We start from the raw sequence: 13,814 nt of genomic DNA, 5'->3' as shown, positions 1-13,814 counted from the left end.
TCGCTATTTCGTCAGACCTTTCAGCCCGCCCGAGATAAGGATATTCACCTCGTACAGTATGCGCGGGGCCGCCAGACCACCGGGGCTGGCCAGATAGTTCGGGCTCCAATCCGGGTCGAACTTCTGCTTGAAGGACCGCAGCCCCTCAAAGTGATAGAACTGCTCACCGTGCTCGTACACAAACCCGCCAATGCGGTTCCAGATCGAGGCAAGCTGACGGTTTTCGATCCCTGAAAATGGGGCAGCTCCCAATGAAAACCATTGGAACCCCTGCTCTGCCCCCCACGACATCATCTCGGCAAACAGGGCGTCCATGACAAAGCTGGGGCTGTCAGGCTCATACCGCATAAGGTCCAGTGACAGTTCAGACTTGTGGCCACCCTGAAACAGATTGGCAAACGCAACGATTTCGCCCGTATCCCCATTGCGCAGAACCGCATGGTCAAAATACGAAAGGTATTCGTTATCGAACCCACCTAGGGCGAACCCCTTTTCTTCGCCCGCTTTTTGCGCGAGCCAATCATCGGAAATCTTCCGCAACTCGGGCAGAACCGGTGCCAGTTTCTCTTTGGGAATGATTTCAAACACATACCCTTCTCGCTCGGCCCGGTTCTTGGCCTGACGAAAGCGTTTGCGCGACTTTCCGTCCAAAGAGAAGTCTTTCAGCGGAACACGCGCAACCTCGCCGATTTTCAGGATCGACAGGCCCAGATCAAGAAAGGTCGGCAGGTATTTAGTCGAAACGCTGTAAAACGCGCAGAGCTTGCCCTCACGGTCTGCCATTTCGCGAAGCTGCCAGATCAGTTGCTGCCCGGCTGTTTCATCACCAACAGGCTCTCCCTTGGTGATCAGGGCGTTGCCGGTATCAGCGTAGGCCAGAAAGGCGTTTTCCTCGGGCGAGATCAGGAACTGCTTGTCGCCGGTCAGAGAGACTTGCGCCTCAGTATCTTCGCTTTCCATCGCCAGACGTTCGACCGCTGCGGGGATTTCGGTGCGAACAGGCGGTGGAATATCCCTTCCAAACAAGGTGTTCACGGCGACCACGCCCAGAATGACCGCCACAATCAGGCTCGAGCGCAGGAAACGCGACGCATCGCCGTTCCACGCGAATTCCCACCAAAGCGAGTTCTGATATTCGACATGAGAATAAGCAAACAAACCAATCCAGAAAATGACGGCCAGCAGAGCAATCACACTGACAAGCCACGGGATATTCAGCCTGAAAATCGACGCCCCACTCACGCGATAGAAAGCGCCCCGGAACATGGCAAGCAAGGTGATTGTGCCCAGCATGCTAATTGCCTCGTGCGTGTTCAGACCTTTGGTCAGCGACGCCACAAACCCCACAACCATCAGCAACATGGCCACGACCCACGCCCGATAGAGTTTACGGAACAACCCGCGCGAGACGAGGATCAGCAAGACACCAACCGCACTGCCCGCAAGGTGAGAGGCCTCGACAAAGGACAAGGGCAGGAAATCCCGCAGAACCCCAAGGTTTTGGCTACTGGTCGGCAACGCGCCGGATACCAGCAGGATCACCCCGGCAACCGCTGATACCCCCGCGGCAACCATCGGCACGATCGGACGCAGGATGCGGTAAACCCACGTGGCGGCTCCGCCAATTCTGCGGCGGTGGGTCAACGCCGAAGCGACAGCGATTGACAGACTGGCGATGGCAAAAGGCAGAAAGGTGTAAACCAACCGGTACAACAGCAGCGCAGCAATGACGTCCGAACGGCCAGAAGCCCCCAGCCCCGCGATCAGCGTGGCCTCAAACGCGCCAATCCCGCCCGGCGCGTGGCTTAGGATGCCGACCGCGATGGCGCCAATGTAAACCGCAAAGAAGAACGGGTAGCCAATGCCCAGATCATCGGGCATCAGGACATAGAGCGCCATTGACGCGCCGAACAGGTCACCAATGGCCGCGAGGGTCAGCAATCCGGCCAACTTACCGCCCGGCAGATTAAACCCCAGCCCCCCGTAGGCCAGTCTGCGCCCACCCCTTGCCAGCCAGATCAAAAGCGTCGCGAGGCCGATCAGAAGGCAAACACCTATGACGGTTTCGACGGTTTCGTTGATCGGCAGGATTTTAGAAATCCCATCGGGATGAAGGGTCAACAGGCAGCCCAGCAACAGGACCATACCCGACCAGAACGCTATCCACGATGTGGCGATAACACCCGCAACCCGCCCGAGGTCCAATCCAAGCGAGGCATAAATGCGATATCTGATCGCTGTCCCCGTGATGTAGGAAAAACCCAGACAGTTCGACACGGCATATCCGCAAGCGCCTGCCATACCTGCAACGGGCAAAGGAACCTCGCCATCAGCCACGCTTTGAACGGCGAAAACGTCGTACATGGACAGGGAAACAAAGCTGAACGCCGTCCAGCAGACGGCAAAGAACATCAGCTTCCACGACGTGTTCGCCACGTCTGTCTGAACGTCAGACCATTTAACATGCGATGACAATTCATGCAAAACGACCAAAGCGATCAATGTGACCAAGACCGGAATTGCGATACGGACCAGAGGTCGTTCAAGAAATTCCGTCGCACGTTCGGCCCAGCGAACCGCCCACAGTTCTTCGCCTGTGTCCTGCGTCGTCATGTTGTTCCCCTGCTCTCAGGTCTGACAATAGTCACTCGCGCGCGTTACCCGCTCAAGGAAACTGTTGCACAATTTCCTTGAGCTTCAAAGGACTACGGACATCAGACGCGCCCTTTTCGGGTGGACAGCAGAAGATTGGTTTCGGAACGGGTGATCCCTTCCATCCGGCGTATCTGAAAGAGAATCTCATCCAACTCGGCCAAGGTTTCGGTCCCGATTTCAGCGATCAGATCCCAGCTTCCATTGGTCGAATGCACGGCGCGCACCTGCGGCAATGCCGCGATCCGCGACATTGTCCGCTCGGTGCCGCGGCCTTCAATCTCAAGCATCATCAAGCCGCGAACCGGGCTTTGCGCCACATCCCGACGGGTCAGAACGGTGAACCCCACGATTTCCCCTGATTGCTTGAGGCGCTGCAAGCGACTGCGCACCGTTGCGCGCGTTACACCCAGCGTTTCGGCAAGCTCGGACAGCGACGCGCGCGCATCGCGGTGCAGAGCACTGAGCAATCTACTATCCAAATCGTCCATACATTCTTCCCATTTTGTATCCTCGGGTACCTTTTTGAACACTTTGTAGTCTATTCGCAACCCACAGCGATTGGTTAGATAGTCATATGGATACAGGAAATGTAATATTGGTCGGTGCTCCGATAGATGCGGGGAAACGCCGACAGGGATGCCGCATGGGCCCTGACGCCTATCGGGTGGCAGGGTTGGAGCAGGCTCTGACCAATTTGGGGCATATGGTTCAAGACGTCGGTGATATTCGCCCTGATGACACTGACACTCCACCACATGATCACCTTTTCGCCCTACCAGAATGCGTGGGTTGGACACACGCCCTAAGCCGCGCGGCCCAGGACGCCGCTGCCAAGGGACTGCCGATCTTTATGGGCGGTGACCACGCTTTGTCGATGGGCACGGTCAAAGGCATGTCAGAATATGCCAACGGAATTGGCCGCCCAATGTTCGTTCTCTGGCTGGATGCGCACAGCGACTTCCACACCCCCGGCAGCACAGACAGCGGTAACCTGCACGGCACGCCTGTCGCCTATTTCACCGGGCAACAGGGGTTTGACGACTTTCCGGTTGTGACTGCCCCGATTCCAACCGATCGCGTCGGCATGATTGGCCTTAGGTCCGTGGACCCGGCCGAGCGGCAACGGCTTGAACAGGACCAAGCAATGCTGGCCGACATGCGCAGCATCGATGAACACGGGATCAAAGCCCCCTTGATGGCATTCCTTGACAGGGTGCGGGCCGCAAACGGAATGCTGCATGTTTCACTGGATGTGGACTTTCTCGACCCCTCAATCGCACCGGCTGTCGGCACAACAGTTCCCGGCGGTGCAACCGAACGCGAAGCGCATTTGGTCATGGAGCTTCTACACGAAAGCGGGCTTGTATGCTCGCTGGACCTGGTCGAATTGAACCCCTTTTTGGATGAACGCGGTCGAACCGCAAAACTGATGGTCGATCTGGCTGCCTCGTTGCTGGGGCGTCGAATCTTTGATCGCCCGACCCGGAGTTTCTGATGACACAACCATCTGACAAGGCGCTGGTGCCATTTGTTTCTGTCGACAATATGATGCGACTGGTGCACCACATCGGTGTCGAACGTATGATCACGCAGATCGCCGCACAGATCGAAGCAGACTTCAAACGCTGGGAAAGTTTCGACAAAACCCCCCGTATTCCAGCACATTCACCGCACGGCGTTATCGAGCTTATGCCGACATCGGACGGTGAAGCCTATGGGTTCAAATACGTCAACGGCCATCCGAAAAACACCTCGGAAGGGCTGCAAACGGTCACCGCCTTTGGGCTGCTGGCCGACGTGTATACCGGCTACCCCACATTGCTGACCGAGATGACCCTTCTGACAGCATTGCGCACGGCCGCGACATCAGCGCTTGTCGGCAGCTATCTGGCACCAGAATCAGCCACAACGATGGCGATGATCGGAAACGGAGCGCAGTCAGAGTTTCAATGCCTGGCTTTCAAGGCAATGTGCGGGATCGATACGGTGCGCCTGTTTGACACCGACCCAAACGCAACCGAGAAATGCGCAGCAAACCTCAGAACGTCAGGCCTGACCGTCGTTTTGTGCAAGACCCCTGAGGACGCTATCGAGGGCGCCCAAATCATCACCACCTGCACTGCCGACAAGAAATACGCCACGATCCTGACCGACAACATGGTCGGACCCGGCGTTCATATCAACGCAATCGGCGGCGATTGCCCCGGCAAAACCGAGCTTCACCGGGATATCCTGCTAAGGTCAGACATTTTCGTCGAATATCCTGAACAAACACGCATTGAAGGAGAAATTCAGGCGCTTGATCCCGATCATGCAGTCACGGAGATGTGGAAAGTAATGACCGGTGAGGCACAAGGCCGACGCGACGACCGGCAGATCACGCTGTTCGACAGTGTAGGCTTTGCAATCGAAGATTTCTCGGCCCTGCGATACATCAAAACCGCGATCGAAGGGACGGATTTTTACGAGCCGCTCGATATGCTGGCTGACCCTGACGATCCGCGCGACCTATACGGAATGTTGATGCGGGCACGTTGAACGGGGGCTCTGCCCCCGCCGCCCTGCGGGCGCCTCCCCCGGGATATTTGGGGCCAGATGAAGCAGGGGATCGGTTCTTCATCTGGCTAAAAATATCCCGGAGCGCGAGGCAGAGCCTCGCAAAATACAAACTGCTAACCGGCGAGCGATGGAAGATAGAGAACAATGCCCGGGAACGCGACAAGCAATGCTATCGTGACCGCATCTGCTATAAAGAAGGGAGTCACCCCTTTGAAAACGTCCTGAACACTCAGGTCCGGGCGCACACCGGCGACGACAAAGCAATTCAGGCCGATCGGTGGTGTGATCAGGCAGAATTCAGCCATTTTGACCACAAGGATTCCAAACCAGATGGCGCACATCGGCCCTGACATGCCAAATGCACTATCCGCTGCACTGACAGTCTCGCCCCCGTTTAAAGCCATGACCGCAGGGTAAACAACTGGAAGGGTCAGCAGCAGCATCCCGATGGCATCCATGAACATCCCCAGCACCGCATAGGCGAGCAGGATGCAAATCAGGATCAACATCGGAGACATTTCCAGCCCGGTGATCCAATCGGAGAACGCGCCCGGAAGATCGGCAAAACCGAGAAAGCGCACATAGATCAGAACGCCCCAGATGATTGAGAAGATCATCGCCGTCAGCTTTGCAGTCTCAAGCAGTGCGGACTTTAACTCGGTCCAGCGCATCCCGTGGAAAAGAGCGAAGCAGAACACGATAAATGCGCCGATCGCTCCGCCTTCGGTAGGTGTGCCCCAGGCTTTTTCTCCAAAGGGGTTGTAGACGAAACAGATGATGATCAGGATCACGGCTACGATCGGAAAGGCACCCGGCAGCGCGGCAAAACGCTGTTTCCACGTAAAGCCCGTGACCGGTGGGCCAACGGTTTTGAACACAACCGCGATCCCCACGATCAGCAATCCGTAGACCACGGCCGAGAACGCGCCCGGAATGAAACCGGCCAACAGGAGTTTTCCCACGTCCTGTTCAACGATGATGGCATAGATCACAAGTATCGCGGAGGGCGGGATCAAGGACGCCAGCGTCCCCCCAGCCGCCACCACACCCGCGGCGAATTGCTTGTTGTACCCGACCTTCAGCATCTCGGGGATCGCGATGCGCGCGAAAACCGCTGATGTCGCAACTGAGGCTCCGGAGACAGCCGCGAAGCCCGCCGTGGCGAATACGGTCGATACGGCCAAACCTCCGGGCACCCAGGCGACCCAGCGTTTGGCCGCCTCGAATAATGCGCGGGTCAGGCCTGCATAGTAGGCAAGGTACCCGATCAGGATGAAGGTCGGGATCAGGCTGAGGGTGTGGGCTGCGACCTTGGAATGCGGCACCTGCCCCGCTGTCTTGACAGCTACCGTCAGAGCTTTGCCGAACCGGTCCGGGTCGTAGCCAAACTTGGCCCAGAAAATCCAGACCAGCCCCACCAACCCTGCCAGTCCAGCGGCGAAAGCCACGCGCATGCCGGTCACGACCAATACAAGCAGGCCACCGGTGACCCAGAGCCCGATGTCAATACTGTCCATCTACTCGTCCTGCCCCTCAAATTTTTCGGCTTCGGCTGCGGCTTGCGCTGCGGCATCCTGGATCAATGGCACGGCCACAGGGCTTTCCAAGCCAAGAACAAAGGCACGGCCGTACCCCCAGATTTGAAGGACCAAACGCACACACAGCACCGAAAACGCGACGGGCGCCAACAATTTTGCAGGCCAAAGCGGGATACCGATGTCGATCGAGCTGTCGCGGCTCCACAATGGCGCGCCGAAATCGAACGAGCGGTCGAAATGGGACCAGCTTCCCCAGACAAGGGCCAGCATCAGCACAAGGATCAGAATGACCGAGATCAGTTCAAACAGCCACAGCGCCCGCCCATGCAGGCGCGAGATGACGATGTCCATTCGTATATGCCCGCCATCACGCTGCACATAGGAGACGCCAAGGAACGCAATCAATGGCATGGCCTGTTCGATCCAGTCCACGTAACCGGGCAAAGGTGCGTTGATTGCATTGCGCCCGCTAACCGACACGACCGCAAGCACCATCAAGCCAAAGACGGCAAGACCGCTTATCAGGGCAAGAAACCGCTCTATCCTCAGTAGATGGTGATCCAGCCGGCTGAGGCGACTGCCATCTTCCAGCACCGTGGCCTGTCCTGCCATTCCGGTGATCCTCTTGTTTATTATTGGTATCCGGGTGCCCTGTTAGACACCCGGAACAATCAAGTCAGTTTCCGCCGCGCTGCTGTTTCAGCGTCGACTGAACCAGATCATACAAGTCCTGTGCAGGCAGACCTTGTGCGCTCATGTCCGCGATCCACTGTTCGCGGATTGGATCTGCGGCCTTGGTGCGGAATTCTTCGATCACGGCGTCGTCGATCATTACTTTCTCGACACCCTTTTCGGCAAGCACACCGTCCCACTGCTCGAGCAGACCGCCGTAATTGGCGAGGTAGTGGTCAATCGCCTCGTCAACCGAACTGTCCAGAGCTTCCCGGTGCTCTGGTGACAGCGCCTCATAAGCATCAATGTTCACGACAACCGGGCAATTCACTGTGCCGGGGTTCAGGTTGGCCGTCCACCAGTCAGCTTCGTTGATAGTGCCGAATGACAGGTGCGCGTGTTGAGCAAACGCAACCGTGTCGACAACCCCTGATTCCATCGCGTTAAACGCCTCGGTTGCAGGGACTGAGGTGGGAACACCGCCAACCGCCTCGAACGCCTGACCCAGACCGCCTGTCGCACGCACACGCATTCCGTCGAAATCAGCGAGGGTTGCGCGAGGATCGCCTGTTCCAACAAGGTTGTACTGAGGCATGGGCGACGTCATGATAATGCGCGCATTCCACTGGGCCATTTCATCCTTTACAGCGGGATGATCGTAGACGGCGTGGCTGACAGCCACCTCCTCGTCCAGAGTGTTTACCCCAAGGAAGGGCAGCTCCAGAACCGTGATCGCGCGGTTTTTGTCACGGTGGTAGCCCGCACAGAACTGGGCCATCTCAAATGCGCCGATCTCGATTCCATCAAGATTTTCACGCGGTTTGGACAAACCGCCATAGCTGACATTGATCGTGAAGTCGCCGCCGGTCTTTTCGTTGACCAACTCAGCCAGTTTTTCAACATGTTCGGTAAAGGCGCGACGTTTGCCCCAGACCGAAGCATTCCATTCAGTTGCTGCGGCCTCAGAGACAAACGCAACAGTCAAGGCAGCGACGGCCGCGCCGCTCAACATCTTTTTCATCATGATTTCTCCCTTTGATGCGCCCCCTCGCCTGGGCGCTTGGGGTAAAGCTAGCGCCAACATTACAATGTGCCAACCCCGGACAGCTTTCCGAAAACTCTACAGACAGCACAGTTGAGCGCTAACAACCAAAAGATGAATTAGAAATGCCCCATTCAAAGTCGGGGGCGACCTGTGCGCCCCACGGAAATCTGTTACATTTAACAGCTTGTCTTTGCTTTATTTTTTCCAGTTTTGTTGATTTTGTTTACAGATGGCAACCAGTGAAAGAAAGTTATTTACAAACTAATCCATAGTTTTCTGTAATTTATTTCCTTGTTTTCAGTTCTCCGTATTATCCGGTACTGGGAGGAAGCGGGTCGACATTGCCGGTTCAGCAGGCAAAATCGACTTAGTGAAATTTAGTCCAGAGGGAGGAGCCTCAGAATGACAACCGCTGCTCAGGCAGATGCCAAAGTCTATCCGCCATCCGCAGATACCGTTGCGCGTGCACATGTCGATGCTGAAAAATACACCGAGATGTACGCGGCCTCTGTCAACGACCCTGTCGCGTTCTGGGACGAACACGGGAAACGCGTTGACTGGATTAAACCCTATACGCAGGTCAAAGACGTCAACTACGATTTCGGGTCCGTCGGAATCAACTGGTATGCCGATGGCACTCTGAACGTTTCGGCCAACTGCTTGGATCGTCACTTGAAAACGCGCGGCGATCAGACGGCGATTATCTGGGAGCCGGATGATCCAAACGATGCGGCCCAGCACATCACTTACGCCGAACTGCACCGCCGCACTTGCCGGATGGCAAATATCCTTGAGTCGATGGGCGTACGCAAAGGCGACCGCGTGGTAATTTATCTGCCAATGATCCCCGAGGCCGCCTATGCGATGCTGGCCTGCGCACGGATCGGCGCGATCCATTCCATTGTTTTTGCAGGTTTCTCGCCGGACGCTTTGGCGGCGCGGATCAATGGCTGCGACGCGAAGGTTGTCATCACAGCGGACGAAGCACCGCGCGGGGGCCGCAAGACGCCGCTGAAGTCCAACGCGGATGCGGCTCTGCTGCACTGCAAGGACACCGTGAAATGCCTGGTGGTCAAACGCACCAACGGGCAGACCACGTGGATCAGCGGCCGTGATTACGACTATAATGAAATGGCGCTTGAGGCGGACGACTATTGCGCGCCCACCGAGATGAACGCCGAAGATCCGCTGTTCATTCTTTATACCTCTGGCTCCACGGGCCAGCCCAAAGGTGTTGTGCACACGACCGGCGGTTATCTGGTTTATGCCGCGCTGACGCATGAGGTCACGTTCGACTACCACGAAGGCGACATCTATTGGTGCACCGCTGACGTCGGCTGGGTCACCGGCCACAGCTATATCGTCTATGGACCGCTGGCCAACGGCGCGACCACGCTGATGTTTGAAGGTGTACCCACCTACCCCGATGCGGGCCGCTTTTGGGAGGTTTGCGCCAAGCACAAGGTCAATCAGTTCTACACCGCCCCGACCGCGATCCGCGCTCTGATGGGACAAGGCAACGAGTTTGTCGAAAAGCACGACCTCAGCGATCTGCGTCTGCTGGGCACTGTGGGCGAGCCCATCAACCCCGAGGCGTGGAACTGGTACAACGAGGTTGTCGGCAAAGGAAACTGCCCGATCGTTGACACATGGTGGCAGACCGAAACCGGCGGTCACATGATGACCCCCCTGCCCGGCGCACATGCGACGAAGCCGGGATCAGCCATGAAACCCTTCTTTGGCGTGCAGCCCGTGGTTTTGGACCCGCAATCGGGTGTCGAGATCAGCGGAAACGGGGTAGAGGGCGTTCTCTGCATCAAGGACAGCTGGCCCGGTCAGATGCGCACTGTCTGGGGCGATCATGAGCGGTTCGAGAAGACGTATTTCTCGGACTACAAAGGCTATTACTTCACGGGCGACGGCTGTCGCCGCGATGAGGATGGAGATTATTGGATCACCGGCCGTGTGGATGACGTGATCAACGTCTCTGGTCACCGCATGGGCACCGCCGAGGTTGAAAGCGCGCTGGTCGCACACGCTGCCGTGGCCGAGGCCGCAGTGGTGGGCTACCCGCACGACATCAAGGGTCAGGGCATCTATTGCTACGTCACCCTGATGAATGATCGCACGCCTTCGGATGATCTGCTGAAAGAACTGCGCACTTGGGTTCGGACCGAGATCGGACCGATTGCCTCACCGGATGTTATCCAGTGGGCACCGGGCCTGCCGAAAACCCGTTCCGGCAAGATCATGCGCCGCATCCTGCGCAAGATCGCCGAGAATGACTTTGGCGCGCTGGGTGACACGTCGACGCTGGCTGATCCGTCGGTGGTCGAAGACCTGATCGAAAACCGTGCGAATAAGTGAGGATGTGATGGACGCTGCCACGATCACCACACCCGCTGTTCTGATCCTTCTCGGCCCTCCGGGTGCCGGGAAGGGAACGCAGGCCCGGATGCTAGAGGACAAGTTCGGGCTTGTTCAACTCAGCACCGGCGACTTGCTCCGCGCAGCCGTTGCTGCGGGGACAGAGGCAGGCAAAGCTGCCAAAGCCGTCATGGAGGCCGGTGATCTGGTCAGTGACGACATCGTCATCGCTATCCTGCGCGACCGTCTGACCGAACCGGACTGCGCCAAGGGTGTTATTCTTGACGGCTTTCCGCGCACCACGGTTCAGGCGCAGGCGTTGGATACGCTCCTGTCCGAGACCAGCCAGAAGATCAACGCCGCTATCAGCCTTGAGGTTGAGGATGCGGAAATGGTCACCCGCATCTCGGGCCGGTACACCTGCGCCATGTGTGGTGAAGGGTATCACGACACGTACAAAATCCCTGCGACCGACGGGAAATGCGACAAGTGCGGCAGCTCCGAGTTCAAGCGCCGCGCGGATGACAATGCCGAAACCGTTGCCTCGCGTCTTGCGGCCTATCACGCGCAAACGGCGCCTCTGATCACCTATTACCAAGACCAAGGCGTTCTGAAAGGTCTGAACGCCATGGGCGACATCGACGACATCGCAAGCCAGCTTGAGAAAGTTGTCAGCAACGCGATGAACTAGGGGAACTCGGCCCGCCCGAAACTCAGGGCCGAATTCCTAAACGAATACTTCATCGGAACCGCCCTGGCGGACCGGAGGGGTTTTGCCTGATGCCACTCGGCCTTGGGCGTTACGAAAAGCGACCCCAAGCGCTGGAGGACAAAGCAAGGGGTCGCAACAGGAGGAAGCGAAGGAGGACCCCGCGATGGCGGATCAATCAACAAACTCCGCGCAGACTGCCGAGGCCGACAAGGGCTATTGGCAGGCCAATCTGCGTCTCATCTACATCAGCCTCGTGATCTGGGCGCTGGTGTCTTTTGGATTCGGCATTTTGCTGCGTCCGCTGCTGTCGGGTATTTCCGTAGGCGGCACCGATCTGGGCTTTTGGTTCGCCCAGCAGGGTTCGATCCTGGTCTTTCTGGTGCTGATCTTCAACTACGCCTGGCGCATGAACAAGCTGGACGCCGAATTCGGCGTGGATGAGGAGTAAACCCCATGGACCAGTTTACCATCAACCTGCTGTTTGTCGGCGCGTCCTTCGCGCTGTACATCGGCATCGCGATCTGGGCCCGCGCGGGTTCCACTTCGGAATTCTACGCCGCCGGTCGCGGCGTTCACCCGGTCACCAACGGTATGGCGACAGCGGCGGACTGGATGTCTGCGGCCTCGTTCATCTCGATGGCGGGCCTGATCGCCTTTACCGGCTATGACAACTCGACCTTCCTGATGGGTTGGACCGGCGGCTACGTGCTGCTGGCGCTGCTGCTTGCGCCCTACCTGCGTAAATTCGGCAAGTACACCGTCTCGGAATTCATCGGCGACCGGTTCTACAGCCAGACCGCACGTGTGGTTGCGGTGATCTGTCTGATCGTTGCCTCGGTGACCTACGTGATCGGTCAGATGACCGGCGTGGGCGTGGCCTTTGGCCGCTTCCTCGAAGTGTCGAACACGTCCGGTCTGCTGATCGGTGCCTGTGTGGTGTTTGCCTACGCGGTGTTCGGTGGGATGAAGGGCGTGACCTACACGCAGGTCGCTCAGTACTGCGTGCTGATCACCGCCTATACCATCCCGGCGATCTTCATCTCGTTGCAGTTGACCGGCACACCTGTTCCGGCGCTGGGTCTGTTCGGTGACACCGCCAGCGGTGAGCCTCTGCTGACCAAGCTGGACGCGATCGTGACCGAGCTGGGCTTTAACGAATACACGGCCCACCACTCGAACACGCTGAACATGGTGCTGTTCACCCTGTCGCTGATGATCGGTACGGCGGGTCTGCCGCACGTCATCATGCGCTTTTTCACCGTGCCCAAAGTGTCGGACGCCCGCTGGTCGGCAGGCTGGACGCTGGTCTTCATCGCGCTGCTGTACCTGACCGCCCCTGCGGTTGGCGCAATGGCTCGCCTGAACATCACCGACATGATGTGGCCCAATGGAGGCATCGACGGTGGCGCTGTGACGGTTGAACAGATCGACAACGACGCCCGCTATGACTGGATGCAGACATGGCAGAAAACCGGTCTGCTGGACTGGGAAGACAAGAATGGCGACGGCAAGATCCAGTACTATAACGACGCAAATGCCGACATGCAGGCACTTGCCGAGGAAAAAGGCTGGGTTGGCAACGAGCTGACCAAGTTCAACCGTGACATCCTGGTTCTGGCCAACCCCGAGATTGCCAACCTGCCGGGTTGGGTGATCGGTCTGGTCGCGGCCGGTGGTCTTGCGGCTGCTCTGTCGACCGCTGCGGGTCTGCTGCTGGCGATCTCGTCGGCTGTGTCCCACGACCTGATCAAAGGGGCGATCAACCCGCAGATCTCGGAAAAGGGTGAGTTGATGTCGGCCCGTATCGCGATGGCCGTAGCCATCGTCGTGGCAACCTATCTGGGTCTGAATCCTCCGGGATTTGCGGCGCAGACGGTGGCCTTGGCCTTCGGTCTGGCGGCGGCCTCGATCTTCCCGGCGCTGATGATGGGGATCTTCTCGACCCGCATCAACAACACCGGCGCGGTCGCGGGTATGCTGGCCGGTCTGGTTGTGACCTTGGTCTACATCTTCCTGCATAAGGGCTGGCTGTTCATTCCGGGCACCAACTCGTTCACCGATGCTGACCCGCTGTTGGGTCCGATCAAGTCGACCTCGTTCGGCGCAATCGGTGCCATGGTCAACTTTGCCGTCGCCTATGTGGTGGCCGGTGCGACCAAGGAAACCCCGCAGGAGATCAAGGATCTGGTCGAAAGCGTCCGCATTCCCCGTGGCGCGGGTGCAGCTCAGAATAAATGAGCATGATGCGGCCCAAAGCACACTTGCC

The 13,814-nt window shown here is 57.8% G+C and carries 11 protein-coding genes; 6 read left to right on the top strand and 5 right to left on the bottom strand.

The genetic code is table 11. The features are described from left to right. Window positions 1–3 precede the first annotated feature (3 nt). Window positions 4–2,613 (bottom strand): bifunctional lysylphosphatidylglycerol flippase/synthetase MprF, encoded by a 2,610-nt coding sequence (gene mprF, locus ACR0KS_RS04430; protein ID WP_170563019.1) that lies wholly within the window; start codon window positions 2,611–2,613, stop codon window positions 4–6. Between the two features lie 101 nt (window positions 2,614–2,714). Continuing rightward, window positions 2,715–3,143 carry an Lrp/AsnC family transcriptional regulator gene (locus ACR0KS_RS04425; RefSeq protein ID WP_170482371.1) on the bottom strand — a complete coding sequence of 143 codons (429 nt, stop codon included), beginning with the start codon at window positions 3,141–3,143 and terminating at the stop codon, window positions 2,715–2,717. 86 nt (window positions 3,144–3,229) lie between these two features. Between ACR0KS_RS04425 and rocF the strand changes: the two genes are divergently transcribed. Then, complete coding sequence (rocF, locus tag ACR0KS_RS04420) at window positions 3,230–4,150, top strand: arginase (protein ID WP_170563016.1); 921 nt, start codon at window positions 3,230–3,232, stop codon at window positions 4,148–4,150. After that, on the top strand, window positions 4,150–5,193 hold the full coding sequence (locus ACR0KS_RS04415; RefSeq protein ID WP_170563014.1) for an ornithine cyclodeaminase: 1,044 nt from the start codon (window positions 4,150–4,152) through the stop codon (window positions 5,191–5,193). The genes rocF and ACR0KS_RS04415 overlap by 1 nt, the downstream gene beginning before the upstream one ends. Window positions 5,194–5,327: 134 nt before the next feature. On the opposite strand, the gene ACR0KS_RS04410 is transcribed toward ACR0KS_RS04415, so the two are convergent. The 3 genes from ACR0KS_RS04410 to ACR0KS_RS04400 form a co-directional block, all read right to left on the bottom strand. Continuing rightward, on the bottom strand, window positions 5,328–6,731 hold the full coding sequence (locus ACR0KS_RS04410) for a TRAP transporter large permease (RefSeq protein WP_170563012.1): 1,404 nt from the start codon (window positions 6,729–6,731) through the stop codon (window positions 5,328–5,330). Continuing rightward, on the bottom strand, window positions 6,732–7,364 hold the full coding sequence (locus tag ACR0KS_RS04405; RefSeq protein ID WP_170563010.1) for a TRAP transporter small permease: 633 nt from the start codon (window positions 7,362–7,364) through the stop codon (window positions 6,732–6,734). 64 nt (window positions 7,365–7,428) lie between these two features. Further along, window positions 7,429–8,445 (bottom strand): C4-dicarboxylate TRAP transporter substrate-binding protein, encoded by a 1,017-nt coding sequence (locus ACR0KS_RS04400; protein ID WP_170563398.1) that lies wholly within the window; start codon window positions 8,443–8,445, stop codon window positions 7,429–7,431. 426 nt (window positions 8,446–8,871) lie between these two features. On the opposite strand from ACR0KS_RS04400, the gene acs reads away from it, so the two are divergent. The 4 genes from acs to ACR0KS_RS04380 all read left to right on the top strand — a co-directional run bounded on the left by acs (window position 8,872) and on the right by ACR0KS_RS04380 (window position 13,786). Beyond that, a complete protein-coding gene (gene acs, locus ACR0KS_RS04395; RefSeq protein WP_170563008.1) occupies window positions 8,872–10,836 on the top strand; it encodes an acetate--CoA ligase in 1,965 nt (654 codons plus the stop codon). A gap of 7 nt (window positions 10,837–10,843) precedes the next feature. After that, window positions 10,844–11,527 carry an adenylate kinase gene (locus ACR0KS_RS04390; RefSeq protein ID WP_170563006.1) on the top strand — a complete coding sequence of 228 codons (684 nt, stop codon included), beginning with the start codon at window positions 10,844–10,846 and terminating at the stop codon, window positions 11,525–11,527. A gap of 184 nt (window positions 11,528–11,711) precedes the next feature. Next, complete coding sequence (locus ACR0KS_RS04385; protein ID WP_170383899.1) at window positions 11,712–11,996, top strand: DUF4212 domain-containing protein; 285 nt, start codon at window positions 11,712–11,714, stop codon at window positions 11,994–11,996. Between the two features lie 5 nt (window positions 11,997–12,001). Further along, the gene (locus ACR0KS_RS04380; protein WP_170563004.1) at window positions 12,002–13,786 is read left to right on the top strand and encodes a sodium:solute symporter family protein; all 1,785 of its coding nucleotides are present in this window, start codon (window positions 12,002–12,004) and stop codon (window positions 13,784–13,786) included. Window positions 13,787–13,814: the final 28 nt, after the last annotated feature.

The organism is Ruegeria sp. BC7, from assembly GCF_056539165.1.
The sequence above is the reverse complement of the archived record's forward strand: the minus strand, read 5'-3'. Positions and strand labels throughout refer to the sequence as shown.

Excerpts from the sequence above, each read along its gene's own strand:
- mprF (WP_170563019.1), bottom strand. The coding sequence starts at position 2,613 with ATGACGACGCAGGACACAGGCGAAGAACTGTGGGCGGTTCGCTGGGCC.
- ACR0KS_RS04425 (WP_170482371.1), bottom strand. The coding sequence starts at position 3,143 with ATGGACGATTTGGATAGTAGATTGCTCAGTGCTCTGCACCGCGATGCG.
- rocF (WP_170563016.1), top strand. The coding sequence starts at position 3,230 with ATGGATACAGGAAATGTAATATTGGTCGGTGCTCCGATAGATGCGGGG.
- ACR0KS_RS04415 (WP_170563014.1), top strand. The coding sequence starts at position 4,150 with ATGACACAACCATCTGACAAGGCGCTGGTGCCATTTGTTTCTGTCGAC.
- ACR0KS_RS04410 (WP_170563012.1), bottom strand. The coding sequence starts at position 6,731 with ATGGACAGTATTGACATCGGGCTCTGGGTCACCGGTGGCCTGCTTGTA.
- ACR0KS_RS04405 (WP_170563010.1), bottom strand. The coding sequence starts at position 7,364 with ATGGCAGGACAGGCCACGGTGCTGGAAGATGGCAGTCGCCTCAGCCGG.
- ACR0KS_RS04400 (WP_170563398.1), bottom strand. The coding sequence starts at position 8,445 with ATGAAAAAGATGTTGAGCGGCGCGGCCGTCGCTGCCTTGACTGTTGCG.
- acs (WP_170563008.1), top strand. The coding sequence starts at position 8,872 with ATGACAACCGCTGCTCAGGCAGATGCCAAAGTCTATCCGCCATCCGCA.
- ACR0KS_RS04390 (WP_170563006.1), top strand. The coding sequence starts at position 10,844 with ATGGACGCTGCCACGATCACCACACCCGCTGTTCTGATCCTTCTCGGC.
- ACR0KS_RS04385 (WP_170383899.1), top strand. The coding sequence starts at position 11,712 with ATGGCGGATCAATCAACAAACTCCGCGCAGACTGCCGAGGCCGACAAG.
- ACR0KS_RS04380 (WP_170563004.1), top strand. The coding sequence starts at position 12,002 with ATGGACCAGTTTACCATCAACCTGCTGTTTGTCGGCGCGTCCTTCGCG.